The sequence below is a fragment of the Vicinamibacterales bacterium genome (genome assembly GCA_035699745.1).
GTDB lineage: Bacteria > Acidobacteriota > Vicinamibacteria > Vicinamibacterales > 2-12-FULL-66-21 > JAICSD01.
On the sequence record DASSPH010000079.1, the window covers coordinates 42535 to 67577 of the forward strand.

29 protein-coding genes are annotated in these 25043 nt (G+C 69.8%); 12 read left to right on the forward strand and 17 right to left on the reverse strand.

Annotated elements, in window-relative coordinates; all coding sequences use genetic code 11:
* Nucleotides 1–5: 5 nt before the first annotated feature.
* Complete coding sequence (locus VFK57_19755; protein ID HET7697959.1) at nucleotides 6–1130, forward strand: VIT1/CCC1 transporter family protein; 1125 nt, start codon at nucleotides 6–8, stop codon at nucleotides 1128–1130.
* A gap of 1 nt (nucleotide 1131) precedes the next feature.
* Here VFK57_19755 and VFK57_19760 read toward each other — a convergent pair whose 3' ends face one another.
* The gene (locus VFK57_19760) at nucleotides 1132–1569 is read right to left on the reverse strand and encodes a c-type cytochrome (protein HET7697960.1); all 438 of its coding nucleotides are present in this window, start codon (nucleotides 1567–1569) and stop codon (nucleotides 1132–1134) included.
* A 25-nt stretch (nucleotides 1570–1594) separates the two neighbouring features.
* Here VFK57_19760 and VFK57_19765 point away from each other — a divergent pair, with 25 nt between their 5' ends.
* Together VFK57_19765 and VFK57_19770 are read left to right on the forward strand one after the other, a co-directional pair.
* Nucleotides 1595–2467: an LOG family protein gene (locus tag VFK57_19765; protein HET7697961.1), complete on the forward strand. Its 873-nt coding sequence runs from the start codon at nucleotides 1595–1597 to the stop codon at nucleotides 2465–2467.
* Between the two features lie 18 nt (nucleotides 2468–2485).
* A complete protein-coding gene (locus VFK57_19770) occupies nucleotides 2486–2965 on the forward strand; it encodes a DinB family protein (GenBank protein HET7697962.1) in 480 nt (159 codons plus the stop codon).
* Nucleotides 2966–2983: 18 nt separating this feature from the next.
* On the opposite strand, the gene VFK57_19775 is transcribed toward VFK57_19770, so the two are convergent.
* Nucleotides 2984–4156 (reverse strand): DUF1343 domain-containing protein, encoded by a 1173-nt coding sequence (locus VFK57_19775; protein HET7697963.1) that lies wholly within the window; start codon nucleotides 4154–4156, stop codon nucleotides 2984–2986.
* Nucleotides 4157–4163: 7 nt separating this feature from the next.
* Nucleotides 4164–4721, reverse strand: a complete 558-nt coding sequence (locus VFK57_19780; protein HET7697964.1) for a hypothetical protein — start codon at nucleotides 4719–4721, stop codon at nucleotides 4164–4166.
* 178 nt (nucleotides 4722–4899) lie between these two features.
* Between VFK57_19780 and VFK57_19785 the strand changes: the two genes are divergently transcribed.
* The 3 genes from VFK57_19785 to VFK57_19795 all read left to right on the forward strand — a co-directional run bounded on the left by VFK57_19785 (nucleotide 4900) and on the right by VFK57_19795 (nucleotide 6645).
* Nucleotides 4900–5673 carry a ParA family protein gene (locus VFK57_19785; GenBank protein HET7697965.1) on the forward strand — a complete coding sequence of 258 codons (774 nt, stop codon included), beginning with the start codon at nucleotides 4900–4902 and terminating at the stop codon, nucleotides 5671–5673.
* Nucleotides 5674–5960: 287 nt separating this feature from the next.
* The gene (locus tag VFK57_19790) at nucleotides 5961–6209 is read left to right on the forward strand and encodes a hypothetical protein (GenBank protein ID HET7697966.1); all 249 of its coding nucleotides are present in this window, start codon (nucleotides 5961–5963) and stop codon (nucleotides 6207–6209) included.
* On the forward strand, nucleotides 6199–6645 hold the full coding sequence (locus VFK57_19795) for an ATP-binding protein (protein HET7697967.1): 447 nt from the start codon (nucleotides 6199–6201) through the stop codon (nucleotides 6643–6645). The genes VFK57_19790 and VFK57_19795 overlap by 11 nt, the downstream gene beginning before the upstream one ends.
* On the opposite strand, the gene VFK57_19800 is transcribed toward VFK57_19795, so the two are convergent.
* The gene (locus VFK57_19800; protein HET7697968.1) at nucleotides 6642–6845 is read right to left on the reverse strand and encodes a hypothetical protein; all 204 of its coding nucleotides are present in this window, start codon (nucleotides 6843–6845) and stop codon (nucleotides 6642–6644) included. The genes VFK57_19795 and VFK57_19800 overlap by 4 nt on opposite strands.
* 81 nt (nucleotides 6846–6926) lie before the next feature.
* Here VFK57_19800 and merB point away from each other — a divergent pair, with 81 nt between their 5' ends.
* Both merB and VFK57_19810 read left to right on the forward strand, forming a co-directional pair.
* Nucleotides 6927–7370, forward strand: coding sequence for an organomercurial lyase (merB, locus tag VFK57_19805; protein HET7697969.1), 444 nt, complete (start codon nucleotides 6927–6929; stop codon nucleotides 7368–7370).
* Between the two features lie 48 nt (nucleotides 7371–7418).
* The gene (locus VFK57_19810) at nucleotides 7419–7595 is read left to right on the forward strand and encodes a hypothetical protein (GenBank protein HET7697970.1); all 177 of its coding nucleotides are present in this window, start codon (nucleotides 7419–7421) and stop codon (nucleotides 7593–7595) included.
* 24 nt (nucleotides 7596–7619) lie between these two features.
* Here VFK57_19810 and VFK57_19815 read toward each other — a convergent pair whose 3' ends face one another.
* From VFK57_19815 to VFK57_19840, 6 genes are all read right to left on the reverse strand, one after another.
* Nucleotides 7620–9854 carry a fused MFS/spermidine synthase gene (locus VFK57_19815; protein ID HET7697971.1) on the reverse strand — a complete coding sequence of 745 codons (2235 nt, stop codon included), beginning with the start codon at nucleotides 9852–9854 and terminating at the stop codon, nucleotides 7620–7622.
* A 148-nt stretch (nucleotides 9855–10002) separates the two neighbouring features.
* Complete coding sequence (locus tag VFK57_19820; protein HET7697972.1) at nucleotides 10003–13020, reverse strand: S8 family serine peptidase; 3018 nt, start codon at nucleotides 13018–13020, stop codon at nucleotides 10003–10005.
* A gap of 123 nt (nucleotides 13021–13143) precedes the next feature.
* Entirely contained in the window at nucleotides 13144–13566 is a 423-nt protein-coding gene (locus VFK57_19825; GenBank protein HET7697973.1) for a hypothetical protein, read from the reverse strand.
* Complete coding sequence (locus tag VFK57_19830) at nucleotides 13563–14297, reverse strand: class I SAM-dependent methyltransferase (protein ID HET7697974.1); 735 nt, start codon at nucleotides 14295–14297, stop codon at nucleotides 13563–13565. Before VFK57_19830 ends, VFK57_19825 begins: the two co-directional genes overlap by 4 nt.
* Nucleotides 14287–15384, reverse strand: coding sequence for a DUF2071 domain-containing protein (locus VFK57_19835; GenBank protein HET7697975.1), 1098 nt, complete (start codon nucleotides 15382–15384; stop codon nucleotides 14287–14289). The genes VFK57_19830 and VFK57_19835 overlap by 11 nt, the downstream gene beginning before the upstream one ends.
* A complete protein-coding gene (locus VFK57_19840) occupies nucleotides 15384–15926 on the reverse strand; it encodes a MarR family transcriptional regulator (GenBank protein ID HET7697976.1) in 543 nt (180 codons plus the stop codon). The genes VFK57_19835 and VFK57_19840 overlap by 1 nt, the downstream gene beginning before the upstream one ends.
* Before the next feature lie 74 nt (nucleotides 15927–16000).
* On the opposite strand from VFK57_19840, the gene VFK57_19845 reads away from it, so the two are divergent.
* From VFK57_19845 to VFK57_19860, 4 genes are read left to right on the forward strand one after another with little or no spacing between them, the layout of a single operon-like run.
* Nucleotides 16001–17092 (forward strand): AI-2E family transporter, encoded by a 1092-nt coding sequence (locus VFK57_19845; GenBank protein ID HET7697977.1) that lies wholly within the window; start codon nucleotides 16001–16003, stop codon nucleotides 17090–17092.
* Nucleotides 17093–17151: 59 nt separating this feature from the next.
* Entirely contained in the window at nucleotides 17152–17526 is a 375-nt protein-coding gene (locus tag VFK57_19850; protein ID HET7697978.1) for a response regulator, read from the forward strand.
* A 4-nt stretch (nucleotides 17527–17530) separates the two neighbouring features.
* Nucleotides 17531–17725, forward strand: a complete 195-nt coding sequence (locus tag VFK57_19855; GenBank protein HET7697979.1) for a hypothetical protein — start codon at nucleotides 17531–17533, stop codon at nucleotides 17723–17725.
* Nucleotides 17701–18645, forward strand: coding sequence for a hypothetical protein (locus VFK57_19860; protein HET7697980.1), 945 nt, complete (start codon nucleotides 17701–17703; stop codon nucleotides 18643–18645). The genes VFK57_19855 and VFK57_19860 overlap by 25 nt, the downstream gene beginning before the upstream one ends.
* Before the next feature lie 108 nt (nucleotides 18646–18753).
* On the opposite strand, the gene VFK57_19865 is transcribed toward VFK57_19860, so the two are convergent.
* The 7 genes from VFK57_19865 to VFK57_19895 are packed head-to-tail and all read right to left on the reverse strand — an operon-like array spanning nucleotide 18754 to nucleotide 25042.
* Entirely contained in the window at nucleotides 18754–19005 is a 252-nt protein-coding gene (locus tag VFK57_19865) for a phosphopantetheine-binding protein (GenBank protein HET7697981.1), read from the reverse strand.
* Nucleotides 19002–20156, reverse strand: a complete 1155-nt coding sequence (locus VFK57_19870; GenBank protein HET7697982.1) for a dihydrolipoamide acetyltransferase family protein — start codon at nucleotides 20154–20156, stop codon at nucleotides 19002–19004. The genes VFK57_19865 and VFK57_19870 overlap by 4 nt, the downstream gene beginning before the upstream one ends.
* Nucleotides 20153–21157, reverse strand: a complete 1005-nt coding sequence (locus VFK57_19875) for an alpha-ketoacid dehydrogenase subunit beta (protein ID HET7697983.1) — start codon at nucleotides 21155–21157, stop codon at nucleotides 20153–20155. Before VFK57_19875 ends, VFK57_19870 begins: the two co-directional genes overlap by 4 nt.
* On the reverse strand, nucleotides 21138–22139 hold the full coding sequence (gene pdhA, locus VFK57_19880) for a pyruvate dehydrogenase (acetyl-transferring) E1 component subunit alpha (protein ID HET7697984.1): 1002 nt from the start codon (nucleotides 22137–22139) through the stop codon (nucleotides 21138–21140). Before pdhA ends, VFK57_19875 begins: the two co-directional genes overlap by 20 nt.
* A complete protein-coding gene (gene acsA, locus VFK57_19885; GenBank protein ID HET7697985.1) occupies nucleotides 22136–23944 on the reverse strand; it encodes an acetate--CoA ligase in 1809 nt (602 codons plus the stop codon). Before acsA ends, pdhA begins: the two co-directional genes overlap by 4 nt.
* A gap of 34 nt (nucleotides 23945–23978) precedes the next feature.
* Complete coding sequence (locus tag VFK57_19890) at nucleotides 23979–24371, reverse strand: hypothetical protein (GenBank protein HET7697986.1); 393 nt, start codon at nucleotides 24369–24371, stop codon at nucleotides 23979–23981.
* Complete coding sequence (locus VFK57_19895; GenBank protein ID HET7697987.1) at nucleotides 24368–25042, reverse strand: alpha/beta family hydrolase; 675 nt, start codon at nucleotides 25040–25042, stop codon at nucleotides 24368–24370. The genes VFK57_19890 and VFK57_19895 overlap by 4 nt, the downstream gene beginning before the upstream one ends.
* Nucleotide 25043: the final 1 nt, after the last annotated feature.

Genomic DNA, 25043 nt, shown 5'->3' on the forward strand with positions numbered 1-25043 from the left:
GCGTGATGGCGACCGAGCACGCCGGGAAGCCGACGGCGGACGCGACCTGGGACGAGCACTACGCGGACGAGAAGGACGCGGCGTGGCTCTATCGCGAGCTCGCCCGCGTCGAGACGCATACCGAGCGCCGCGATCTGTTCAGCCGCCTCGCCGGCGTGGAGGATCGGCACACCGCGCGCTGGGAGGAGCTGTTCCGCGAAGCAGGCCGTCCGCTGCCGCCGTACGCCGTCGGGCGCCGCACGCGGTGGCTGGCGTGGATCGCGCGCATGCTCGGGCCCGGCGCGGTGCTGCCGCTCGTCCTCGCGGAAGAAGGGCGTGAAGTCCAGGCCTATCTGGGGCTGGCCCGCGCCTCGTCACACGCCACCACGCACAAGGCGGCGCTGGACATCGCCGCCGAGTCGGCCGTGCACGCGCGCGAGCTGTCGGAAGTGATGGGGCGCGAAGGGGAGCCGTGGCACGTCGGCGGCGCCGGCGGCCTGCTCCGCAGCATCGTCTACGGCTTCAACGACGGACTCACGGCCAACTTCGGACTCGTCGCCGGCGTGGTCGGCGCCGATCTCGGCGGGCACGTCGTCATCGTCACCGGCGTCGCGGGAGCGATCGCCGACGCGCTGTCGATGGGCTCGAGCGGCTATCTCGCGGCCAAGAGCGAGGCCGAAGTGCAGACGCACCAGATCGAGATGGAGCGTCAGGAGATGCGGCTGATGCCGGATCTCGAGGAAGAGGAGCTGGCGCTGATCTACGAGGCGAAAGGCATTCCGCCCGGGAACGCGCGCGAGATGGCGAAGACGATCATGATGGATCCGGCGCGCGCGCTGGAGACGCAGGTCCGCGAGGAACTGAACATCCATCCCGCCGAGCTCGCGCCGCTCAAGGACGGCATCGTCACCGGCACCGCCACCGCCGTCGGCGCGTTCATCCCGATTCTGCCGTTCCTGGTGATGGATCACGCCCCCGCGGTCTGGGTGTCGCTCGCGATCAGCATGGCGGCGCATTTCGGGATCGGCGCCGCGCGCAGCCTGTTCACCGGCCGCGGCGTGTGGGTGAGCGGCCGGGACATGTTCGCCGTCGGCTTCGGCGTCGCCGCCGTCGGCTACATCATCGGGGAGTGGCTGCCGAAGATCATGTGAGCTACTGAGCGCCGCGCAGCGTCTGCGCATACGCGACGATCTGCCAGACCTGGTCCTTCGTGAGCTCGTCCTTGAACGCCGGCATCTTCGGCGACTTGCGCCCGTTCCACACCTTGTAGAACACGGTGCCGTCGGGATTGCGCGCGGCGCGCCGGGCCGTCGTCAGATCCATGTCCTGCATGTGATCCGGATCCGCGTCGGGACCGTCTCCCTTGCCGCCGGGACCGTGGCACCGCTCGCAGTTCTTCTTGAAGAGTGCCTTGCCGGACTCCACCGCCTTCGCGTCGCCGGCGAGCGGGTTCTTCTCCTTGTCGGCGTCGGGAGGGAGAGTCCAGCCGTTCGGGTTCGACGGGCGCGGCGACTGCGCCTGCATCGCATCGGCAAAGCTGCCGGCGAACAGAATGGCCGCAATCGCGAAGAGACTCCAGCGTATGCGCATATGCAAATGATACAGTTTTTTGCATATGCAGGACCAGCCGCTCGCGTATCTGAACCGCGAGTTCCTCGAGAGTGATGACGCGCGGCCGCTGCGCATCCTTGCCGAATACCTCGAACCGCTCCGCCGCCTCAAAGAGCAGAACGTTCAGGACACGGTCGTGTTCTTCGGGTCGGCGCGCATCCACAGCCGCCTCTATGCGACGCGTGCGCTCGACCGCCTGCAGAAGCGCTCCGCACAGCGCACCGTCCGGCGGACCGCCGAACAGATGGCGCTGCTGAAGCGCACCCGCAAGGCGGTTGAATGGTCCCGCTACTACGAGGACGCGCGCGAGGTGGCCCACAAGCTGTCGAAGTGGAGTCTGTCGCTCGAGTCACCCCGCCACCGCTTCGTCGTGACCTCGGGCGGCGGCCCGGGCATCATGGAAGCGGCGAACCGCGGCGCGCACGAAGCCGGCGGCAAGAGCATCGGGTTCAACATTCGCCTGCCTTTCGAGCAGGGGGCGAACCGCTACATCACGCCCGGGCTGCATTTCGAGTTCCATTACTTCTTCATGCGGAAGTTCTGGTTCGCCTATCTTGCCAAGGCGCTGATCATCTTTCCGGGCGGGTTTGGCACGCTGGATGAAATGTTCGAGATCCTGACGCTGGCGCAGACCCAGAAGCTGTCGAAGCAGCTCGGCGTCTTCCTCTACGGACGCGAGTACTGGGAGGAGATTCTCGATTTGGCGCCGATGGAAGACTGGGGCGCAATCGGCCCGGCGGACCTGAACCTGCTGAAGTGGGTGGACACCCCCGAGGACGCGTTCGCACAGCTGCGCGATCACCTCGTGGCGTTCCACCTCGTGCCGGAAACGGCGCAGGAGGAACAGGCGCCCGGCATCGCCAAGACCCGCGGATAGCAGAGTGGCGGAGGTTTCATGCAACCGGACGAACGGCAGCAGCTCATCGCGCAATACAAGGACGGCTATCGGGTGGTGGCGGAGGCGCTGGTCAAGGCGACGCCGGAGCAGCTCGATGCCGCGCCGGGGCCGGGGAAGTGGACGGCGCGGCAGATCGTGCATCACCTCGCCGACAGCGAGATGACCGCGGCGGTCCGGTTCCGGCTGCTCGTCGCCGAAGACCGCCCGTCGATCAAGGGCTACGACCAGGACCGGTTCGCCGATCGGCTGCATTACGAGCGGCCGCACGAAGCGTCGCTCGAGCTGTTCCGCGCCGCCCGCGCCTCGACGGCCGAGCTGATGGGATGCCTGACGGAGTCGGACTGGCTGCGCGAAGGCACGCACAGCGAGGTGGGACGCTTCGGGCTGGATACGTGGCTGCGCATCTACGGACCGCACGCCCATAAACACGCGGAGCAGATCAGGGTGGCGCTGCGCGCCGCCAAACAGACCCGGTGACCGGCCGCGGTCCCCGGTTCAGCGGTAGAGCAGAAACGGCTCGCGCAGCGTGCGGAACGCGTCTTCGTCGCGGTCCCACTCTTCCATGATCGACGCCGGCGTCTCGCCGGCATCGATGCCGCGCCGCAGCCGGTCGGATCCGTAGAGGATGTCGATCGGCGGCTTCACGTACTCGTATTCGTAGGGCGGGTCCCGCCACAACTGTTCCGCCGGCGCCTCGCGCTTGAACTCGTCGAGCATCTCGACGGCCGTCCGCATCGGCGCAAAGGCGGCGCGGTCCGTCACGTGGATCTGGCAGCCGCCGCACAACGTCTGCGCGTGCTTGTGATGCGTCGGCTCGAAGAACACGGCGCGGAAGCGAGCCCCGGGGATGCCGCGCGCGTTCATCGCCGCCGCGAACCGCTCGCCGTCGATCCACGGCGCGCCGGCGAACTCGAACGGGCGGTTCGTGCCGCGCCCCTCCGACAGCAGCGTTCCCTCGAGCAGGACCGCTCCCGGGTAGACGACCGCCGTCTCGAGGGTCGGGATGTTCGGCGAGGGCAGCACCCAGGGCACGCCGGTCTCGTCGAAGTACATCGAGCGCCGCCAGCCCTCCATCGGGACGACGTCCAGCGCCGCGTTCAGCGCGAAGTGCTGGTTGAACAGGCGCGCCGCCTCGCCGATGGTGAGGCCGTGGCGCATCGGAACAGGGAACTGTCCGACGAACGACACGTAGGCGGGATCGAGCGTCGCCCCTTCGATGGTCTCGCCGTCGATCGGGTTCGGCCGGTCGCACACGACCACACGGACCCCGTGCGTCCTCGCCGCGCGCAGGCAGTTCGCCATCGTGTAGATGTAGGTGTAGATCCGCGTGCCCACGTCCTGCAGATCGATCACCAGCACGTCCACGTCGGCGAGCATGGCGGCGGTGGGCTCGCGGGTCTCGCTGTAGAGCGAGTGCACCGGGATCCGCCGCTTCACGTCCCGCGCGTGCGGCGTCTCGATCATGTTCTCCTGCAGGTCGGAGCGGATGCCGTGCTGCGGCCCGAAGAGCGCCGTCAGCGTGCAGCCGCCGGAGACCAGACGATCCGCCGCGTGCACCAGCGCGCGATCCACCGACGCGGGATTGCAGACGAGGCCGATGCGCCGGCCCTCGATCAGCGTGCGATCGGGGCCCTCGAGCAGACGTTCGAGACCGAGCCGGACGGACATCAGCGGATTATAGCCGTGCCCCTCGCGCCTGCCGTACGAGGAAGCGCGCGATCGCCGCGCCGCAGAGCGCCTCCGCGTACGAGTTGCAGCGGAACCGCTGGCCGTCGCCGTCGCCGCGCGACGTGACGATGATCACGTCGCGCCCGGTCTGCACGACCTCCCGCACGCCGTGCCAGGGCAGCGCCGGCGTCCGCGCCCCGCCGGCGAACACCGCCCGCGCCGACGTCAGCAGCAGCCGCCCCGTGGGCTGCGCCGGATCGTCGGGCAATGAGACCGGCGCGCTGAAGTGACAGCGATCGGCGCCGACGACGCGGTGTGTGGTGTCGACGATGGGCAGGCGCGCGGCGCTCAGGTCGCGCTCGACGTCGAGCAGCTGGCGCAGCCCGTCGAGCATCTCCTCTTCCATCTCGACGTCCTCTGCGATTGGCGGCTGACGGCGGAGCGCCGCCGCCAGCGGCGCGAGCGCGCCGGCGTCGAGAGAGGCGACCGCCCGCGCCCACTCGTCACGCCACGCCCGCCGATCGCCATTCCCGGAGTTGCCTCGCAGCCAGCCGAAGAGACCCATGCACCGCAATTCCCCTGTCGCGATTCGCGACTGCCCGCAGCCTGTTCAGTCAGGTGTTCAAACGTAACCAAATCCGCGCCTCGCGGGGACGTGGCTGGCGCCCGCATTGCACAACCGCCCGCGTGGCACGCGCGCGCGGCACCTGGCATTTGTGGATAGAATGCCGGAAAGATCTCCCGTGGTCATCGCCGTTCTGAACAGCAAGGGAGGCGTCGGAAAGTCCACGATCGCCGTCAACCTCGCCGCCGCGCTCGCCACCGCACGCCGCCGCGTGCTGCTCGTCGATCTCGACAGCCAGGCCTCGTCCTCGCTGTGGCTCGGCGTGCCGCGCCGGCATCTGACGCCGTCGGTTGCCTCGTGCCTGCTGGACAAGTATCCCATCCCCAAGGCGATCCGTCACACCAGCACCGCCAACCTCGATCTTCTGCCAGGGTCGATCGAGCTGGCCAATGTCGACGTGTCGCTGTGCAACGTCCGCGGCCGCGAACTGGCGCTGCGCCGCGCGCTGGCGGCGCTCGACGGCGACTACGACCTCGTCGTGCTCGATTGCCCGCCCGGCTTTTCGCTGCTGGCAATCAACGCGATCTTCGCCGCGGAGACGATCGTGGTGCCGGTGTCGGCGGAGGCGCTGGCGCTGGATGCGCTCGAGCTGCTGCTCGGCTCGATCGAGCGGGTGCGCGCGCGCATGGGCGCCAGGGCGCGCGTGCTCGGATTCATCGTGAACGGGATCGACACGCAGCGGAAGCCGAGCCGCGAGCTGGCGGAGCGGCTTCGCGCCGAATTCCGCGATCGCGTGTTCCACACCGAGCTGCCGTGGGCGGCGGCGCTGAACGATGCCCCGGCCCGGCGTCAGACGATCTTCGAGGCCGCCCCCAAATCCGCCGCCGCCGATGCGTTCCGGCGGCTGGCCGGCGAGCTGCTGCAGCGGCTCCCGGCGCCGGTGCGGGGGTGACGCGCCGCGCCGCCGTGCCATTAGGGGCGGAATAATTACCGCATTGCTCTTGCCCGTAAAGTTGAGCTTGAAGTAAGTGCCGTTTTTCGTGTTGAATACGGGCCGACCCAGCAGCATCTCGTTACGGGATTTAAGGGCGGCAGCAATGCCGGACCGGGCGGGCGGAATCCGGGGGAACCATGGTGCGTGCGCGCAAGGGAAACGGCGGGAAGAGCAGTCAGGATATTTTCACGCCGACGCGTCCCAGCGCGCGTCCAGCGCACGGACGCCGGCCCGGACGCCCTCCAGTGCACGAAGAAGCCTGGACGAAGGTCACGGTGGTCCTCTTCAACCGGCAGATCGTGTTCCTCGATCGGCTGGCGGCGAACATCCGCGCGCAGAGCGGCGCGGCGATCAGCCGCGCGCAATTGATCCGCGCGCTGCTCGACGCGGTGGCCGACGCCGACGTCGATCTCACCGCGGCCATGTCCGAGGCGGATCTCAAGGCCACGCTGCTGACGCGGCTCGGCCGGTATCGCCTCGGCGGTGACCACTAGTCCGGACCCGCCGGCGGGCGCGACGGAATGCGTCATCCTCGTCGGGCTCCCCGGCGCCGGCAAGTCGACCTTCGCGCGCGCGCGATTTCCCGGGCACGTCTACATCAGCAAGGACGCCTTTCCGCCGGGCGCGCGTGACAAGCAGGCGCGCCAGGATGCGGCGCTCCGCGCGGCGTTCTCCGCCGGCCGCCCGGCGCTCGTGGACAACACGAACGTGACGCCTGCCGATCGCGCGGCGATCATCGCCATCGCCCGCGAGTACGGCGCGCGCGTCATCGGCTATTACCTCGAGGTGACGCCGCGCGATGCCGTCGCGCGCAACGAGCGGAGGGAGGGGCGTGCGAAAGTGCCGAAGGTGGCGATCTTCGCCAGCGCCAAGCGCCTGGTGGCGCCGTCGCTCGCCGAAGGGTTCGACGAGCTGCACACGATCCGCTAGCGCGGACCGCCGTCGCCGGCGCGCTTGCGCGGTCGCGCGACCGGGCGCGGGAAATCGACGATCTTCGCCTGCCGCTTCGGACGGGCGACGAGCCAGCTGCGCTCGCACGCCTCGCACTCGTATTCGTGGAGGCCATGGATCGGAAGCCGCGCGCGGATCCGGTTCGACTGGCAGAACGGGCAGGCGGTCATGCCGGGCATAGGCGCTCCAGGTCCCCTCCAGTCTTGGCGGCGGACCGGCCCGAACGCAAGCTCAGCCTTTGCTAGAATTCCGGCCGGCCCATGACCGCCCTGATCCGGGACGTCCGCCTCTATATCTACAACCAGCTGATCGAGACCTCCGCCGCGCCGTCGACGGCGGATACCGCGGCCGCGCTGGCGCGCCCCGAGGCGGAGATCACCGCCGCGTATCGCGAGCTGGCCGACGCGAAGGTCCTCGTCCTCCGCCCCGGATCGCACACCGTGTGGATGGCGATGCCGTTCTCGAACATGCAGACGGCGTTCACGGTCATCGCCGGCGGCCGCGCCTACTACGCCAATTGCGCCTGGGACGCGTTCGGCGTGCCGGCAATGCTCGGCATCGACGCGCGCATCTTCACCACCTGCCCGGACTGCGGCGGCGTGCTCGAGCGCAAGATTGCGAACGGCGCGGTGACGGAAACGCGCGGCGTCGTCCATTTTGCGCTGCCGCCGTGGCGCTGGTGGGACGACGTCGGCTACACGTGAGCGACGATTCTGCTCTTCAGTTCCGAAGAGCACCTCGACGCCTGGCTGGTGAAACGGCGGCTGCCGCGCGGCGCGGTTCTCACGCTGGAGCAGACCTGGGCGCTCGCCCGGGCGTGGTACGCGGATCGAATGCACCCGGACTGGCGCCGCCGCACGCCGCAGGACGCCACCGACGCGTTCGCGTCCGTCGGGCTCACCGGCGAGTTCTGGACGATGACGCCGTGACGTCCTGATCGCCGGCCAGTCCGGCTACCGCAGCACGCTGAGAATGTTGGAGAAGTCGTCCGTCCAGAGCGGCGTCCCGGCGCGGACGACCGGCGGCTGCCACCGCGGGTCGTTGACCAGCGAACCGAGATCCGCCGGACTGCGCGCGATCACCATCCACTCCGAGGGGAACTTGCCCTCGGCCAGCGACCCGGCCGTCGCGGGCTCGCTCTGGCGCAGCACCGCGAGCCCCTGATCCGCCGCCAGCCGTCCGAGCACCGGGCTCAGGGACAGGTGGAGATTCGAGATGTGCAGCGCGATGATGCCGTTCGGCGCCAGCCGCGACAGGTAGAGCGACAGCGCCTCACGCGTGAGCAGGTGCATCGGGATCGCGTCCGAGCTGAACGCGTCCAGGATCAGCACCCCGAACTGTCCGGGTCTGGCGCGGCCCAGTGACACGCGCGCGTCGCCGATCACCACGGTGCACCGCGCGCCGCAGTCCTCGAGATAGGTGAAGAACGCCGGGTTCCGCGCGACGTCTTCGACCGCCGGATCGATCTCGTAGATGGTCCAGCGCTGCGACGGCCCTGCATAGCTCGCCAGCGAGCCCACGCCGAGGCCGACCACCGCCACCTCGCTCGCGGCGGCCGCATTGGGCACTGCGTCGAACACCTGACCGATCGGGCCGCTCTTGTGGAAGTAGCTGAGCGAGACCCGGCGGCGCGCCGGATCCATGCTCTGCATCCCGTGAAGGGTCGGCCCGTGGAACATGAACCGGTAATTGAGCTTCTCGTCGACGCGCACGCGGTAGACGCCGAAGAACGTGCGATCGGCGTAGACGGCGCGCCCGAACCGGCTCTGCACCAGCGCGCCCGACAACAGCAGCACGGCGACGCAGCCGGCGAAGCGCAGGGGACGGCGCTGCTGCCCGAACGCGAGCAGCGCAGGGATCGACGCGCCGATGATCAGGAAGCGCGACATCGATCCGAACAGCCCGTTCAGCCATACCGAGCCCACCGCCAGCGCGCCGACGGCGGCGATCCACGCGGCGTCCGCCATCCACGACGCCTTCGGCGGCGCCGGCGCGCGCCGCACCAGGCACGCCACCACCAGCACCAGCGGGTATTCGACAATACCGGTGAAGAGCACGGGGGCGAGCAGCGCGTTGAACAGGCCGCCGAGCATGCCGCCGAGCGAGATCCAGAAATAGAACTCCGTCAGCCGCGACGGGTTCGGCCGGTCGTCCGCCAGCTCACCGTGGCACGCGAGCGCAATGATGCCGAACACGATCAGGTGCAGCGGGATCACCAGCGCGATCGGACGGCTCATCTGCGCGACGAGGAGCAGCGCCAGCGCGATGACGGAGAGCGGCATGAACCGCGAGCCCAGGGCCCGGGCGCGCGCCGCACCGGGACTGAACGCCACGATGAAGGTGCCGAGATAGACGCAGAGCGGCACCATCCACAGCAGCGGCACCGACGCGACGTCGGTGGACATGTAGCTGGTGACCGCGAGCAGCAGGCTCGACGGCACGAACGCCAGGACCGTCCAGCGCGCGCGGCGGCTCCACGCGATCGGCTCGGCCGCCCGGGCTGCGCTCGCGGCGACGGCCGCCGCGGCGTGGCTGCCGCGGCGCCACACCGGGAGGGCGCAGGCGATCGTCAGCAGCGCGAGCATCGCGTACCCCACCGTCCACAGCTGCGCCTGCTGCTGGAGCCGCAGCGTTCGTTCCACCAGCAGCGGATAGGCGATCAGCGCCGCGAAGCTCCCGAGGTTGCTGGCGGCGTAGAGAAAATACGGATCGCTCGATCGGTGATCGTCCGTGACCGAGTACCACTTCTGCAGTACCGCGGCGCTGGTCGACAGCGCGAAGAACGGCAGCCCGATCGACGTGAGGAGCGTCAGCAGCAGCCAGCCCGCCGGGTTGTCGGTCGCCGGCGGCGTGCTGGCCCCGAGACCCACCGGGAGGAAGAGCAGCGGCAGCAGGACGACGCCGATGTGCAGCACCGCATGCCGGCGCGGGCCGAGCAGCGTGGTCGCGCCGTGCGCGTAGCCATAGCCGCAGAGCAGCACCGCCTGGAAGAACACCAGGCACGTCGTCCACACCGCCGCCGCGCCGCCGAGCAGCGGCAGCACCATCCTCGCGATCATCGGTTCGACGATGAACATCAGGAAGGCGCTGAGGAAGATCGTGGTGCTGAAGACCGCCACGAGCGCCCGCGAGCGGCGGCGCGTGGCCGCCGCGGGGACGGCGATCACCTGGGCAACGGTGGATTCCATGTCGCGGCGGCCACGTTCACAAGATCCACGCCAGACGGTAACGCCGCGTTGTCAGGTACTTGCAGAGATCTGCCGGGCCCGGTCCGACAGATCTGCAATCGGATTACGAATCCGGCGGATCCCCCGCGCCGGCCCGTCGGGCGAGCTGTTACTGCACGATCACCGGCACGCTCGTCGCCGCGCGCGTGTAGCCGTTGTTCAGGAACAGGCGGAACTCGTAGGTCCCCGGCGTGGACGGTGCGGTCACGGTCCACGTCCGCGAGGTGATGCCGCCGCCGACGTAGACGAACGTGACGAAGCTGGAATTCGCGGCGGTTACCGGCGCGAACGACAGCCAGTCATACAGCCCGCCCAGTCCGTCCGTCAGCGTCACCGTAACCGGCGTCCCGCGCGCGACCGTGGTCGCGCTCACCGTCAGCGTCGGCGGGGGGGCGATCGTGAAGGCGAGCGGCGCCGACGTGCCGCCGCCCGGCGCAGGCGAGAACACCGTCACCTGCGCGGTGGACGGAACCGCGATGTCCGCCGCCGGGATCGACGCCCGCAGCTGCGTCGCGCTGACGAACGTCGTCGCGCGCGGCGCGCCGTTCCACCGCACCTCGGATGCGGCGACGAAGTTCGTGCCGTTGACCGTGAGGGTGAAGCCGGCGGAGCCCGCGCTCGCGCGCGCGGGACTCAGGGACGTTGCCGCCGGCGCCGGGTTCACCGCCGCCGACACGGTGACCGGGGGACTGGTTCCCGCCCGCGTATACCCGTTGTTCAGGAACAGGCGGAACTCGTACGTGCCGGCCGTCGCCGGCATCGACACCGTCCACGTGCGCGACGTGACGCCGGCGCCGACATACGTGAACGTCACGTAGCTGCTGTTCGCCGCCGAGGTCGGCGCCAGCGCGAGCCAGTCGTAGGCGCCGCCCGGCGCGTTCGTCAGCGTCACCGTCACGCTCGACCCCGGCGCCACCGTCGTCGCGCTCACGGTCAACACCGCCGGCGGCGTCGCCGAGAACGGGAGCGCGTTCGACACGCCGCCGCCCGGCGCAGGACTGGAGACGGCCACCGACGACTGGCCCACCACGGCGACGTCCGCGGCGTCGATGGCGGCGCGCACCTGGGTGGCGCTCACGAACGTCGTCGGCCGCGGCGTTCCGTTCCAGAGGACGACGCTGCCGGTGACGAAATCCGCGCCGTTCACCGTCAGCGTGAAGGCGGGACTCGTCGCCGCCACGCTCGCGGGACTGAGCGACGCGATCGATGGCTGCGGGTTCTGCCCCACGTCGACGACCACCGGGGCGCTGGTCGCAACGCGGGTGTAGCTGTTGTCGAGGAACAGCCGGAACTCGTAGGTGCCGAGCGTCGCCGGCGCGGTGACCGTCCAGGTGCGCGTGGTGACGCCGGCGCCGACATATGTGAACGTCTGATAACTCGAGTTGGCCGCCGTGGCCGGGGCGAACGACAGCCAGTCGCCCGACCCGCCGTATCCGTTCGCCAGCGTCACGGTCACCTGGGCGCCGGGCGCGACCGCCAGCCGATTCGGGACCAGAGATGGCGGTGGATCGATCGGAACGGTGAGGGACGCGGTCGTGCCGCCTCCCGGCGACGGCGTCCTGACTGCAACCTGCGCCGACGCCGCGGCGGTGAGATCGGACGGCGAAATCAGCGCCGTCAACTGCGTCGTGCTCACCACCGTCGTCGGTCTGGGCGACCCGTTCCACAACACCACCGAGAACGCGTTGAAGCTGGCGCCGTTCACGGTGAGGGTGACCGGCGAGATCCCGGCACGCAGCCGCGCCGGAGAGAACGAGGAGATGACGGGCACCGGGTTGGTGATCGGCACCAGGGTCGCGAGCGCCTCGAGGATGTTGATTCGCGGCGCGGTGCTGCCGACGCTCCACCATCGTGAATCGGTGATCGGCCGTCCGGTCGATCGCAGCGCCGAGAGCACCGCGCTGACGCTCCTGCCGGGCGCCGCCTGCCGGACGATCGCCCACGCGCCGGCGACGTGCGGCGCCGCCATCGACGTGCCGCTCAGCTCGCTGAAGCCGGCTCCGGGAACCGAGGATCGAATCGCTTCGCCGGGGGCGAAGAGCGAAATGAACGGCGCGACGTTCGAGAAGAACGCGACCTCGTCGGTCTTGGTGGTCGCGCCGACGCTGATCGCCGACGAAATGCACGCCGGCGAGGAGATCGCGTTGCCGGCGAAGCTGTTGCCGGACGCGACGACGCTCGCGATCCCGATCGCGCGCAGGTTGTCGATCGCCGGCTTGTACGGTTGATCGTCGCAGAACGAGGCGTAGGTGGTGCTGCCGAGGCTCATGTTCACGGCCGCGACGTTCAGCGCGGCCGGCGCGCTGTAGACGTACTCGAGGCCCGCGATGATGTCGGACGAGAAGGCGCCGGCGCACGGAGCGGCGCCGCCGCAGCTGGTGGCGCTGGTGACCACGGAAAAGACCTGGATGGCCATGACGCGGGCATTGCGCGCGACCCCGGAGTAGGGCACGCCTGCGCTCGAGCCGCTGCCGGCGGCGATGCCGGCGACGTGCGTGCCGTGGAGGCAGTCCGCCAGCGAGCACGGCGCCGCGGCGCCCGGTCCGACCTGCACCTCGCCCCCGTTGGGACATGTCGTCTGGCTCACGCCGGGCACGGTGCTCGAGAAGCAGGCTTCGGCGACGACGCGCCCGCCCAGGAAGGGATGCTGCGCGTCGACGCCGGTATCGAGGACCGCGATCGTCGTGCCGCTGCCGTCGTACCCGGCGGCCCACGCCTGGTCCCCTTGGACGAGCGGCACGCTCTGCGCCAGCACGGGCCGGACGATCTCGTCGTCGAGCACCCGGACCACTTCGGCGGCGCGCTGGAGCGCGGTCCGGCCGCCGGGTGTCACTTCCAGCGCGAGGAACGGCACGGTCTGGTAGCGCCGCACGACGCGATGGCCGGCGCCGGCGAGCCGTGTCAGCAGCCGATCGGCGGCTGCCTCGATCGCGCGCCGCTGCGCCGCAACCGCGGTGGCGCTGCCCAGCCGCGCTTCGGGCTGATACGGGTCGGGCGTGCGCAGTTCGACCAGCACGCGCGCGCGCGGCACCTGCGCCGGCGCCGGTGGTTGCGCCGCGATCGTTGCCGTGCCGAGCAGGAATACCAGCAGCGTCGACGAGCACGCCGATGCGCGCGAGCCAGTCATGCGAGCCTCTCACGGGAGTCGAGGTCGCCGGGGGTGTGCTCCTAGTGTGCGCGCGGGCCGGTTGCCCGAGTCAAGCGCTTTCTCGGGACATACCGTAATGTGATCGGGCCGTCAGATCCGTCGTTACGAAATCGCGCGCAGGGCCATGCCGCAGACTGCCGTCACATAGATCCAGCCGAGGGAAAACACGCCGTGCAGGACGGTGTGCAGGCGATTCCCGCGCCAGACCTCCGGCGAGTAGAAGAACCACTGCATCAACATCCGCAGCCCCCAGAAGACGGTCAGGCCGAGCAGCACGGCGCGGCTCAGGCGCGTCGGCTCGAGCAGCGCTTCCGCGCAGAACAGGAGCAGCGCCGACATCAGCGCGATGACCAGGACGATGAACACCGTGTGCGCCTGAAAGATCTGGCGGTTGAGCAGCGAGACGCGCGCCAGCTCCTCGCGCCAGTTGAAGCGGCCGGGCACGAACAGGTTCACCGCCGCGAGCAGCGCCATCAGCACCCCGACGGTGCGGAGGTGAAAGACCAGCATGGGATCGGGCGTCATGTCAGTCTCCTGAGGACGAAGATCCGGACGAACGGCGTGATCGAGAACTCGCGGTGCACGTCGAAGCGGTGCCGCGAGAAGCAGCGCAGCCACGTCCGCCGCGAGTGGAAGTGGAGACATCCCGGACCGAAGGCGAGGAAGTTCGCCCAGTCGCGCAGGTGCTCCGCCACGACGACGCGGCCGCCGGGGCCGAGGACGCGGCGCAGTTCGGCGAAGAGCGCGCTCCGCGCGGCGTCGCTCCTCAACTCGTGCGCTGACAGCAGCAGCATCGCGGCGTCGATCGTTCCTTTGGTCAGCGGCAGGTGCCGGTAGTCGGCCGGTTCGGCCGGCACCGCGCGATCGGCCAGCCTGCGCGCGATCGCGATCGACGACTCCGGCATCTCCCGCGGGTCGTAGATGTCGAACACGCGGCCGCGGGCGCCCGGGAAGATCCGCTGCAGCGCCGGGCTGGCGGGATCGTGGCCGGCGTGCAGGTTGATCCAGGCCGACGGCGTGAAGCCGAGCGCCTGCAGCACCCAGTCCCAGTCCATCAGGCGCGAGCGGTCGTAGACGATCCACGAGACGACCAGCGACGCGATCAGCCACGCCGCCACGATCGCCGCGCCGCCGATGATGGCGTAGCGCATCCACGCGAACGGCGCCCGCGGCGCGGCGACGAGCGCCGCGGCGACGCCGCCGCCGGCTGCGGCGTAGTACGGCCAGTTGAAGCGGACGATCTGTTCAAAGCGCATGGCGTACTCCCCGATGCCAGTGATAGTCGACGTCGGCGACGTGGAAGGCGGCGGCCAGCCGCGGCGTGCAGCCCCGGAACGGCGCCTGATCGAAGAAGGCCAGGCGTTCGACGTCGACGGCAATCGCCGCGGGGCGCCAGCTGGTCCGCGACGCCTGGACCGCGACGATCGCGTGCGTGTCGGGCTCGTAGTCGAACGTGAACGGCAGCGGTCCGGCAAAGCGCCCGGCCTCGCGCGTCGACGCGAACGGCGATCCGGGGGGCAGCCGGTGTTGCGAGGGATGCGCGGTGATCCGCAGGTCGCCGCGGCCGTCGGGAGTGCGGACCTCGATGTCGAGCGCATCGCCACGGCGGCGCAGCGCCGCCGTGCAGCGGTGGTACTTGTAGTGGGTCAGCAGGTTGCCGGCGACCACCATCGGCCGGCGATCGGTGTCGCTGCGCAGAATGCGCAGGCCGCGCAGCGACCGTCCGCTCCTGGTGCGGAAGCGCGCGAACACGCGATAGCCGGCGAGGAAGAAGTCCTGGCCCGCCGCGGCGGGCAGCGGAGAGGGGCGCAGCGCTTCGGCCTGCACGAGCGCCACGGCGAGAAAGCCGGAGCCGTTCACCGTTTCGAGCTCGAGACCGGGCGGCAGCAGCGGCCGCAGCACCTCGGCGGGCAGCGCGTAGGTCAGCGACAGGCACTCGCGGAAATGGGCGTCGATCGGGAGCGGATGCCGGGCGAGCCTCGCCCGCAGCCGCCGCGGCCCGCGCCAGCCGGCCGCCGTCCACGCCGCGGCGAGAAACAGCGCGTTGATCGGCAGGAGGCCAGCCGGCCAGATCAGGAGGTCGCGGGCGTAGGTCAGTTCGAGCGCGTTCATCGAGAGGAGCAGCCCTGTCTGCGCGGCGGCGCAGGTGCGCGGGGCGCGCTTCGACAGAATCCACCCTGCGATCGCCACCTCGCAGAGGCCGACGAGGAGCAGGACGCCGCGGCCGGTCTCGCCGTCGAGCCCCGGAACGGACTGCACGATCGCCAGGTGGCGCGGCGATCCGCCGAGCAGCTTGTTGTAGAGGCCGTGTATCAGCCACACTGCGGCGACGGCGGCGGCCATCATCCGAACATCCTGGCGATCTTGTCGCCGGCCTTGACCATCCGGACGAGCGCGGCGGTGGGCAGCTTGCGCGTCTGCTCGACCCAGCTCGTCATCTGCTCGAAGAACTGGAGCATGTCGCCGAGCCGCTCGCGCGTGTAGGCGTCGGCGGCGCCGGGCTTCTTCGCCTCGCCCGCCGCCTCCCGCAGCATCGCGAGGACCGGATCGGTCTCGCGCTTCTTCCGCTCGTCGACGATGATGCGGAACATCTCCCAGACGTCCTTGAGGCTCTCGAAGTGATCGCGCCGGTCGCCGAGCAGGTGCGTGACGCGGACGATTCCCCAGCCCTGCAGCTCGCGCAGGCTGGTGCTGACGTTCGACCGGGCGACGCCGAGCGTGGTGGCGATGTCCTCGGCATGGAGCGGACGGGGGGAGAGAAACAGCAGGGCATGCACCTGGGCGACGGTGCGGTTGATGCCCCAGCGGGCGCCCATCTCCCCCCAGTGGAGGATGAACCGCTGCTGAATGGGGGTGAGGCCCCCGTGTTTCGATGTGTCAGTCATTTCTGTTACAACAGAAATATCAGAATAGACGGGCTGATGTCAAATCCGCCCGCCGCAGGCTACCCTTGACGCCTATGTCGGGCTTCGTCGCCCTGATCGCCGGGCTGCTGATCGCGCTCTACGTCTGCTGGCTGATGTTCCAGCCGTTCCTGAACGTGCTGATGTGGGCCGCGGTGCTGGCCGTCGTCTTCTACCCGATGCACTGGCGCATCCGCGCCCAGACACGGCGGCCCACCCTCGCGGCGGCGCTCTCCACCCTGCTCGTCGTCCTCTTCATCCTGCTGCCCGTGACCTTCATCACCGTCGCCGTCGTGCGGGAGCTGACGCAGGTGGCGCAGTCGTTCCAGGCGCCGGACCACAGCTGGAACATCCCGGTGCCGGCGGTCGTGACCCGCCTGATCGACTGGGCCGGCCAGTACGTCGACATCCAGCTCGATCGGGAGCTGGCGCGGAAGTTCCTGGCCGAGCGGATGCAGACCTGGGGCACCACGCTCGCGGCGAGCACGCTCATGGTCGTCGGCGGCGCCGTCGGCGCCGTCACGCAGACCCTGCTGGTCATCTTCACGCTCTTCTACTTCTTCCGCGACGGCGAGCGCATCCGGCAGGCGACCTACGAGACGGTGCCGCTCGAGCGGGTGCAGTGGCAGGACATCATCACCCGCACCAAGGAGGTGATCGGCGCGACCGTCTACGGCGTCCTGGCGATCGCCGCCATCCAGGGCACGCTGGGGACGTTCATCTTCTGGGTGCTCGGCCTGCCGTCGCCGCTGCTGTGGGGCGTGGTGATGTTCTTCCTGTCGATGATCCCGATGGCCGGGGCGTTCCTCGTGTGGGTGCCGGCGGCGCTCTATCTCGCGCTCACCGGCGCGATCACCCAGGCCGTGGTGCTCGTCGTCTGGGGAGTGCTGGTCATCGGCGGGATCGACAACATTCTCTCCCCGCGGCTGGTCGGCCGCCGCGCGTCGCTCCACGAGCTGCTCATCTTCTTCGCCGTGCTCGGCGGCCTGCAGGTGTTCGGCGTCCTCGGCCTGATTCTCGGACCCGTCGTCGTCGCCATGACCCTGGCGCTGATCGAGATGGTGCGCCAGTCCGGACACCCGCCGGAGGACACGCTGCCGAAGGACACCGTCATGGAAGAGCAATCGCAGCTGCGTGACGTCGAGTGACGCGCGTCTCCCTACGGTCGAGTTAAGGACGTCACGAATCGTGCAATACTCTGTCCGCAGTGAAGACCGTTCTCATCGTCGAAGACGATGCCGATTTGCGCCGCATGTTCCGCGCGGTCCTGGCGCTCGCCGGCTTCGACGTGCTCGAGGCCGGCGATGGCCTCGACGCCCTCCACGTCATCGACGCCCAGACGCCCGACGCCGTGATCCTGGATCTCGGCCTGCCGCGCCTGAGCGGCATGAGCGTGCGCCAGGAAATCGCCGCGCATGCGCACACGCGGCACGTACCGGTGATCATCGTGACTGGAATGCCCGGCTCGCATGACGACATCGATGCGGCGTGCGTGCTGCGAAAACCCGTCTCACCGGATAAACTGGTCGATGTGGTGAAGTCCTGCATTGCGGCGGGAGGCCGCGGCCCCGCCGCCACGTAGCGCGATGCTGGTCTTTCCGCCCGTCTGCCCGGCGTGTGCATCGTCCAGCGGACGGCGCGTCATCCCGCAGAGTCCGGAAGTCGAAACGTTCCGCTGCGGCCAGTGCGGGCACGAGTGGAGCGAGCCGGCCCCGCCGCCGCTCCGGCCCGTGCCGGACCAGGCATTGCCGCGCGAGTGGTTCCTGCCGAAGAAGAACTGATCACGTCCGACGCCCCGGAACGCTCCACGTCTGCGTTCTTGCTCCGAGTAGACCGCACCCTGCTGTGGGCGCGGAACAGCCGACCGGAGCTGTGCCTTGCGCCCGAGGAGAACCAGATGACCCCCACGGGCCGGATTAGTCTCAAGAATGCTCTAAGTGCGTGTGCGGTGCTCGCTTCACTCCTGTTGAGCAGCACCGACGCGTTTGCCCAGCGGTCTCAACGCGTACCGCAGAACTTCAACGTCGTCCAGATCGATATCAGTCGCGTCACCGTCCAGAATGGGCAGTTGATTGCCGAGGGTCTCGTCGGGACCAACCCTTTCACTTCCGTCGTCAATCTGGCGAGCCAGGCCGCGCCGGCCGGCCAGGCGTGTCCGATCCTCGACCTCAGCCTTGGCCCGATCGATCTGAACCTGCTCGGACTTCGTGTGCAGACGAGTCCGATCTGTCTCGAAGTCACCGCGTATGACGGCGGCGGTCTGCTCGGGGACTTACTGTGCTCGGTCGCCAACCTGCTGCAGCAAGGCGTACCGCTGAACGACATCCTGGCGCTTCTGGAGGCTCAGGGCAATCTGCCGCGTTTCCTCAACGGGATTACCTCGCTGCTGAACGGCGCCCTCGACGCGGTCACGGCGAACTCCGTCGGATCCGAGCCGACCGGAGCGATTGCGGCGTCGTGCACCGTGCTGGATCTCTCGCTGGGTCCGGTGCAGCTCAATCTGCTGGGCCTCGAAGTCATCCTCGACAACTGCAACAACGGGCCGGTCACGGTGACGATCACCGCGATCCCCGGCGGCGGCCTGCTCGGCGATCTGCTGTGCAGCCTCTCGGACGTGCTGGGCGGTCCACGACCGGCGCCCACTGCCGTTCAAACGCTGCTCTGGCAGATCAGCAGGGTGCTCGCAGGCCTGCTCGGCTGACGGATGTCCTGATCTGATCGCGGCGGACTGGCGCAGTGACGATTCGACTGCGTCAGTCCGTTCTCGATGCGCGGCACTCGCCGGATGCGCTGCGGCCGTCGGACCGGATCAGCCGCTCCCCACGCGCGCGGCCAGATAGTTCACGGTCGCATTCATCGAGGCGAGCTTGGGATAGTCCGCCTCCGGCACGTCGACGCCGAGACTCGCGTGCAGCGCGATGACGAAGTTCAGGAAGTCCATCGAGTCGAGATCGACCTGCTGGCGGAACTCGCCGTCCGGCGTCAGTGACGACGGATCGATCTCCGGGGCGACGCTGGTGAGCGCCTTCACGACCGCGTCCCGAATCGCCTCGCGCGTCACAACGACTCCGGCGCCTGCAGCGCCCGGTCGATTGCGGCCAGGAACAGACCCGCCTCGCGGCCGTCGGTCGCGCGATGATCCGCCGACACGCTCATCGACACGACGGACCGGGGCTCGATGCGTCCCTCTGCCACCCACGGCCGTTCGACGACGCGGCCGACGGCGAGGATCGCCACCTGCGGCGGATGGATGATCGCGTAGGCCGACTCGACGCCGAGATCGCCGAGGTTCGTCACCGTGATCGTCGCGTCGCTCATCTCCGAGCTGCGCAGCCCGCCGGCTCGCGCCCGCTTGACCAGGTCGGCGAGCTCGCGCGCCAGCACGTCGAGCGGCTTCCGGTCGACATCGTGCAACGCCGGCGCGACGAGACCGCCCCCGCGAAGCGCGATGGCGCAGCCGATGTGCACGCCGGCGCCGGCGGTGAATCCGCTCTCCGTCCAGAAGCCGTTCACGGCGGGGACCTCGACGCATGCCCGCGCGGCCGCCTTGATGAACAGTACGACGGGCAGCAGCCGATCCGCGACCGCCCGTCGCTGGTTCTCCGCGGTCAGCCAGGCGAGCGAACGGGACAGATCCACCGTGGTCGTGAGGTAGAGGTGCGGGATCTCGCGCTTTGCGCGCGCCATCGCTGCGCCAATCGCGCCCCGCATGGAGGTAGCGCGATCGGCCGGCGCGGCCGGCGCCCGCCGTCGAGCTGCCGCGCGTTCGACGTCGGCGACGGTGATCGATCCGTCCGGCCCGCTCGCCTCGATCGCGCCGACGTCCACCTGGAGCTCGCCGGCGCGTTTGCGCGCGGCGGGAGAGACCCGCGCGCGCGTGACAATCGCTGCGGCGGGGCTCGGGGCGGCGGCTGACGGCGGCTGCGGGGCCGCCGCCGACGCCGCGGCGCCAGCCGCCGGCGCGCCCGGGCCTTCTCCTGGCGCGCGGATGACGGCCAGCAGCGTGCCCACCGGCACCTTCGCGCCGGGTTCCACCACCGTGCTCTCAATCACGCCGGCGTCGAAAACCTCGATCTCGATCGCGCCCTTCTCGGTGTCGACCACCGCGATGATGTCGCCGCGGGCCACGGGATCGCCCGGCTTCTTCACCCATTCGACGAGCGTTCCCGCTTCCATGTCGGCGCCGAGCGACGGCATGCGGAACTCGATCATGCGGCGGCGCCGGCGGGGACGAGCGCCCGAACCGCCTCGACCACCGCCGCGGGCTGCGGGAGCGCGGCGTCTTCGAGGTGCTTGGGGTAGGGGATTGGCACTTCCGCCGAGCAGACGCGCCTCACCGGCGCATCGAGATCGTAGAACGCGGATTCGGCAATCCGCGCGAGAATCTCGCCCGCGAGGCTTCCGCTCCGCCAGCCCTCGTCCACGACGACGACGCGCCGCGTCTTGCGCACGGACGCGAGCACCGTGTCCATGTCGAGCGGCCGCAGCGTCCTCAGGTCGATCACCTCGGCGTGGATGTTCTCGCCGGCGAGCGTCTCCGCCGCCGCCAGCGTCTTGACCAGCGTGCCGCCGTAGGTGACGAGCGTCACGTCGCGTCCGGGCCGGCGCACCGCGGCACGGTCGATGTCAACCGCGCCGGCGCCGGCCGGAAGCTCCCCTTCCAGGTTGTAGAGCGCCTGGTGCTCGAAGATCAGCACCGGATCGGGATTCTCCAGCGCGGTCCAGAGCATGCCGCGCGCGTCCTCGATCGTGGCGGGCGTGACGATTCGCAGGCCGGGCACGTGCGCGAACCATCCCTCGAGGCTGTGCGCGTGCTGGGCCGCGAGCTGTCGTCCGGCGCCGGTGGCCATGCGGATGACCAGCGGCACGCTGAAGCCGCCGCCCGACATGTGGCGAATCGTCGCCGCGTTGTTGACGATCTGGTCGAGCGCCAGGAGGCTGAAGTTCACCGTCATCACTTCGACGATCGGCCGCGTGCCGCCGAGCGCGGCGCCGATGCCGGCGCCGACGAACGTGGACTCGGACAGCGGCGTATCACGGATCCGCTCGGGACCGAACTCGGCGAGGAGGCCCTTGCTCACCGCATACGCCCCGCCGTAGCGGCCGACGTCCTCGCCCATCAGGAAGACGCGCGGGTCGCGCAGCAGCGCTTCTCGAATCGCCTCCCGCACCGCCTCCCGGTACGTGACGCGGTCAGCTGGCGGCGAAGCCATGAGCCTTCTCCGCCGCCGGCGTGTAGACGTCGCGGGTCAGCTGCTCGACGGGTTCCCACGAGCCTGCGTCCGCGAACTCGACGGCACGCGCGATCTCGCGCTGTACCTCGCCGTCCAGGCGCGCCGCCGCGGCCTCGTCGACGATCGCTGCGGCTTCGAGGGTCGTCCGCAGCAGCGCAATCGGATCGCGCTTCTTCCAGTCCTCGACCTCCGCCTTGTCGCGATAGAGCTCCGCGTCGAACATCGAATGGGCACGGAAGCGATAGGTGCGGCACTCGAGGAAGAACGGGCCGCCCCCGCCCCTCACCGCGTCCGCCGCCTGCCGGGCGGCCCGCTCGACGGCGAGGACGTCCATGCCGTCGACGCACTCGGCCGGCATTCCATAGGTGCGCGCCTTCGCAGTCAAGTCCGTTTGCGACAGCGCGCGTTCGATCCGGGTGCCCATGGCGTACAGGTTGTTCTCGCAGAGGAACAGGACCGGCAGCCGCCACAGGGCCGCAAGGTTCATCGACTCGTGAAACTCGCCTTCCGCGGTGGCGCCGTCGCCGAAGAAACAGGCGGTCACCCGCTGCCGGCCAAGGTATGCGTCCGCCAGGGCGAGGCCGACGGCGATGGGAAGTCCGCCGCCGACGATCGCGTTTCCGCCATAGAAGCGCGTCGCCGCGTCGAATACGTGCATCGATCCGCCGCGGCCGCGGCTGCAGCCCTCCTGCTTGCCGAACATCTCGGCCATCAGCGCCTCGGCCGGGATGCCGCGCGCCAGCGCGTGGCCGTGCTCGCGGTAGGTGGCGACGACGGCGTCGTCGGCCGCCAGCGCCTGCATCGCGCCCGCGGCGACCGCCTCCTCGCCGATGTAGAGGTGCAGGAAGCCGCGGATCTTGCCGGCGCTGTACAGTTCCGCGCACTTCTCCTCGAAGCGCCGGATGCGCAGCATCTCGCGCAGCAGGTGTTGCGCGCGAACCGCGTCGAGCGTGCCGGTCATGGCGCCGGCTCCAGCGTCGAGGTGTCCCCTTCGGGAAGTCCCAGCTCGCGCGCCTTGAGCAGCCGGCGCATGATCTTGCCGGATCTGGTTTTCGGAACGCTTGAGATGAAGGCGATCTCCTTCGGCGCGACCACCGCTCCGAGACGGATGCGCGCGCACGCCAGGATCGAGCGGCGCAGCTCCTCGTCGCCGGTGAAGCCGGGCTTCAGCGACACGAAAGCCTTCACGATTTCGCCCGCGATCGGATCCGGCTTGCCAATCACCCCCGCCTCTGCCACCGCCTCGTGCTCGAGCAGCGCACTCTCGACTTCGAACGGCCCGATCAGGTGCCCCGACGACTTGATCACGTCGCCGGCGCGGCCGACGAACCAGTAGTATCCGTCGGCGTCGCGCTGGGCGAGGTCGCCGGTGAGATAGAACCCGCCCGCGAAGCAGTCGCGGTACCGCTCCTCGTCGCCGAGATACCCGCGGAACATCGAGGGCCAGCCCGGACGCAGCGCCAGCTGCCCCTGGACGTCGGGTTCCGCGATCTCGGTGACCGTGCCGTCGTCGTTGCGCTGAACGATGGCCGCTTCGACGCCCGGCAGCGGACGCCCCATCGATCCCGGCCGGATGTCCATGGCAGCGAAGTTCGCGATCATGATGCCGCCGGTCTCGGTCTGCCACCAGTTGTCATGGAACGGCTGGCCGAAGGCGTCGAGGCCCCAGGCGACCGCTTCCGGGTTGAGCGGCTCCCCGACGCTTCCGAGAAAGCGCAGGCTGCGCAAGTCGTGCCGCCGCGCGATCGCCGTCCCCGCTTTCAGCAGCATGCGGATCGCCGTCGGCGCGGTGTACCAGACGGTGACGCGCTCGTCCTCGAGGATCCGGTACCAGCGCTCGGTATCGAACTCCGCTTCGTCGGCGATCATCGTCAGGCCATGCGTCAGCGGCGCGATGATGCCGTACGACGTCCCGGTGACCCATCCAGGGTCGGCGGTGCACCAGAAGCGATCGCCGGGATGAAAATCGAGCGCGAGACGCGCGGTTTCGTGGTGGGCGACGACCGCGTCGTGCACGTGCAGCGCGCCTTTCGGCGAGCCGGTCGTGCCGCTCGTGAAGTGGAGCAGCGCGACGTCCTGAGGATCGGTGGGAGCAATGGTGAAGTCGCCGCTCGCCCCGGCGAGCAGCGCGTGGAAGTCGAGCGTGGCGGCGGGCAAGGGCGCCGTCGACTCGCGCACCAGGAGCACGTGCTCGAGCGCGGGCATCCGGTTGCGGACCGGCTCCACCTTCTTTCGGTACAGCGTGTCGGTGGTCACCAGCACGCGTGCCCGGGCGATCGTCATCCGCGAGACAATCGGCTCCGGTCCGAATGCCGAGAACAGCGGCGTGTAGACGCTGCGGTTCTTGAGCGTGCCGAGCGCTGCGATGTAGAGCGGCGGGATGCGGCCGGCCAGCGTTGCGACGACGTCGCCGGCGCCGGCGCCGAGCCGCTTGAGCACGTTGGCAAAACGGCTGGTCGCATCGCGGAGATCGTCGTACGAGAAATCGCGGCGCTCGCCGGTCCGGCCGATCCAGCGCAGCGCCAGCCGGTTGCCGTGCAGGGCGGCGGTGTGGCGATCCACCGCCTCGTGCGCGATGTTGAGACCTGCGCCGCCGGGAAGGCCGTCCAGCCGGCGGCGCGCCTCGTCCCACCCGAACTCCATCCAGGCGCGTTCGTAGTCCCGCATGTTCGGCACCACCCCGGGGCCGTCGCCGCGCTTGCGGATGGTGGACCACGGCGTCTGCTTCTCGGTCAACCGGATGCTGCCAAGAGGCTGCGTGTTCATACGTCGATCCTCTCCGGCGCGACCGGAGCACGCGTCAGAGCAGGACCCACACCTCGTCAGCCAGTTCGGCGGGTGCAATCCCGTCGACCTGTTCCGGCCGGGCCGCGGCGCGGAAGGCGACCCGAATGAACGCTCCGTCGTTCAATTCGATTTCCAGGGCGCGGTCCGCGCCGTCGACGGTCTGCTGCACGCGCAGCGCACGCGCGCCCGGCGCGCACAGCGATACGCCGTTGAGGAAGGTCAGCCGCATCATCGCGTACGGACCGTGGCGCTCGAGCGTGATGGCCTTGATCGCCTCGGACGGCACCCGTGTGACGGCGAACCCTCGTTCGACGCCGTGAATGGTGGCCCGCCACCCGCGATGCTCGCCGCTGAACCGCTCGAGGAACGAGCGCCAGCCGTCCGGCGGTACTTCTCGAATGCTCATGAGCGCGTGCTCCTCAGATGGCAATGGCACCAGGCGAGCGCCAGCCGCGAAACCGCCTGAAGCGTGCCCGGCTCTTCGAACAGGTGCGTCGCGCCGGGCACGATCTCGAGCGACACCGGCGCCCGCATGCGCCGCATCGCCTGGCGATTGAGATCGATCACCACGTCGTCGGCGCCGCCGACGATCAGCAGCGTCGGCGCCTGAACCTGCGGCAGGGCGTCTCCGGCGAGGTCCGGCCTGCCGCCGCGCGAGATCACCGCGCGTACGGCGTTGGGCCGCTCGGCCGCTGCGATCAGCGCGGCCGCGGCTCCCGTGCTCGCGCCGAAGCAGGCGAGCGGCAGCGCCGACAGGGCGGGCTGTGTCGCGGACCAATCGATCGCCGCGACGACCCGCTGCGCCAGCCGGTCGATGTCGAACCGGTACTCGCGCGTCTGCAGATCGATCGCCTCCTCCCGGCGGGTCAGCAGGTCCAGCAGCAGGGTCGCGAACCCTCCATCCTCGAGCGTCTGTGCAACGGTCCGATTGCGCGAGCTGAATCGGCTGCTGCCGCTGCCGTGTGCGAAGACGACCAGCCCGAGGGCCCGTTCGGGCATCGTCAGGTCGCCGTCGATCAGCACCGCTCCGGCCCGAAGCTGCACCGGCGTCGTTCGGATGGCCGTTGGCTCGCGCATG

Excerpts from the sequence above, each read along its gene's own strand:
- VFK57_19820 (HET7697972.1), bottom strand. The coding sequence starts at position 13,020 with ATGACTGGCTCGCGCGCATCGGCGTGCTCGTCGACGCTGCTGGTATTC.
- merB (HET7697969.1), top strand. The coding sequence starts at position 6,927 with ATGACCGCCCTGATCCGGGACGTCCGCCTCTATATCTACAACCAGCTG.
- VFK57_19855 (HET7697979.1), top strand. The coding sequence starts at position 17,531 with ATGCTGGTCTTTCCGCCCGTCTGCCCGGCGTGTGCATCGTCCAGCGGA.
- VFK57_19845 (HET7697977.1), top strand. The coding sequence starts at position 16,001 with ATGTCGGGCTTCGTCGCCCTGATCGCCGGGCTGCTGATCGCGCTCTAC.
- VFK57_19780 (HET7697964.1), bottom strand. The coding sequence starts at position 4,721 with ATGGGTCTCTTCGGCTGGCTGCGAGGCAACTCCGGGAATGGCGATCGG.
- VFK57_19825 (HET7697973.1), bottom strand. The coding sequence starts at position 13,566 with ATGACGCCCGATCCCATGCTGGTCTTTCACCTCCGCACCGTCGGGGTG.
- VFK57_19815 (HET7697971.1), bottom strand. The coding sequence starts at position 9,854 with ATGGAATCCACCGTTGCCCAGGTGATCGCCGTCCCCGCGGCGGCCACG.
- VFK57_19870 (HET7697982.1), bottom strand. The coding sequence starts at position 20,156 with ATGATCGAGTTCCGCATGCCGTCGCTCGGCGCCGACATGGAAGCGGGA.
- VFK57_19890 (HET7697986.1), bottom strand. The coding sequence starts at position 24,371 with ATGAGCATTCGAGAAGTACCGCCGGACGGCTGGCGCTCGTTCCTCGAG.
- pdhA (HET7697984.1), bottom strand. The coding sequence starts at position 22,139 with ATGACCGGCACGCTCGACGCGGTTCGCGCGCAACACCTGCTGCGCGAG.
- VFK57_19835 (HET7697975.1), bottom strand. The coding sequence starts at position 15,384 with ATGGCCGCCGCCGTCGCCGCAGTGTGGCTGATACACGGCCTCTACAAC.
- acsA (HET7697985.1), bottom strand. The coding sequence starts at position 23,944 with ATGAACACGCAGCCTCTTGGCAGCATCCGGTTGACCGAGAAGCAGACG.
- VFK57_19875 (HET7697983.1), bottom strand. The coding sequence starts at position 21,157 with ATGGCTTCGCCGCCAGCTGACCGCGTCACGTACCGGGAGGCGGTGCGG.
- VFK57_19755 (HET7697959.1), top strand. The coding sequence starts at position 6 with ATGGCGACCGAGCACGCCGGGAAGCCGACGGCGGACGCGACCTGGGAC.
- VFK57_19840 (HET7697976.1), bottom strand. The coding sequence starts at position 15,926 with ATGACTGACACATCGAAACACGGGGGCCTCACCCCCATTCAGCAGCGG.
- VFK57_19770 (HET7697962.1), top strand. The coding sequence starts at position 2,486 with ATGCAACCGGACGAACGGCAGCAGCTCATCGCGCAATACAAGGACGGC.
- VFK57_19775 (HET7697963.1), bottom strand. The coding sequence starts at position 4,156 with ATGTCCGTCCGGCTCGGTCTCGAACGTCTGCTCGAGGGCCCCGATCGC.
- VFK57_19800 (HET7697968.1), bottom strand. The coding sequence starts at position 6,845 with ATGCCCGGCATGACCGCCTGCCCGTTCTGCCAGTCGAACCGGATCCGC.
- VFK57_19895 (HET7697987.1), bottom strand. The coding sequence starts at position 25,042 with ATGCGCGAGCCAACGGCCATCCGAACGACGCCGGTGCAGCTTCGGGCC.
- VFK57_19765 (HET7697961.1), top strand. The coding sequence starts at position 1,595 with ATGCAGGACCAGCCGCTCGCGTATCTGAACCGCGAGTTCCTCGAGAGT.
- VFK57_19830 (HET7697974.1), bottom strand. The coding sequence starts at position 14,297 with ATGCGCTTTGAACAGATCGTCCGCTTCAACTGGCCGTACTACGCCGCA.
- VFK57_19760 (HET7697960.1), bottom strand. The coding sequence starts at position 1,569 with ATGCGCATACGCTGGAGTCTCTTCGCGATTGCGGCCATTCTGTTCGCC.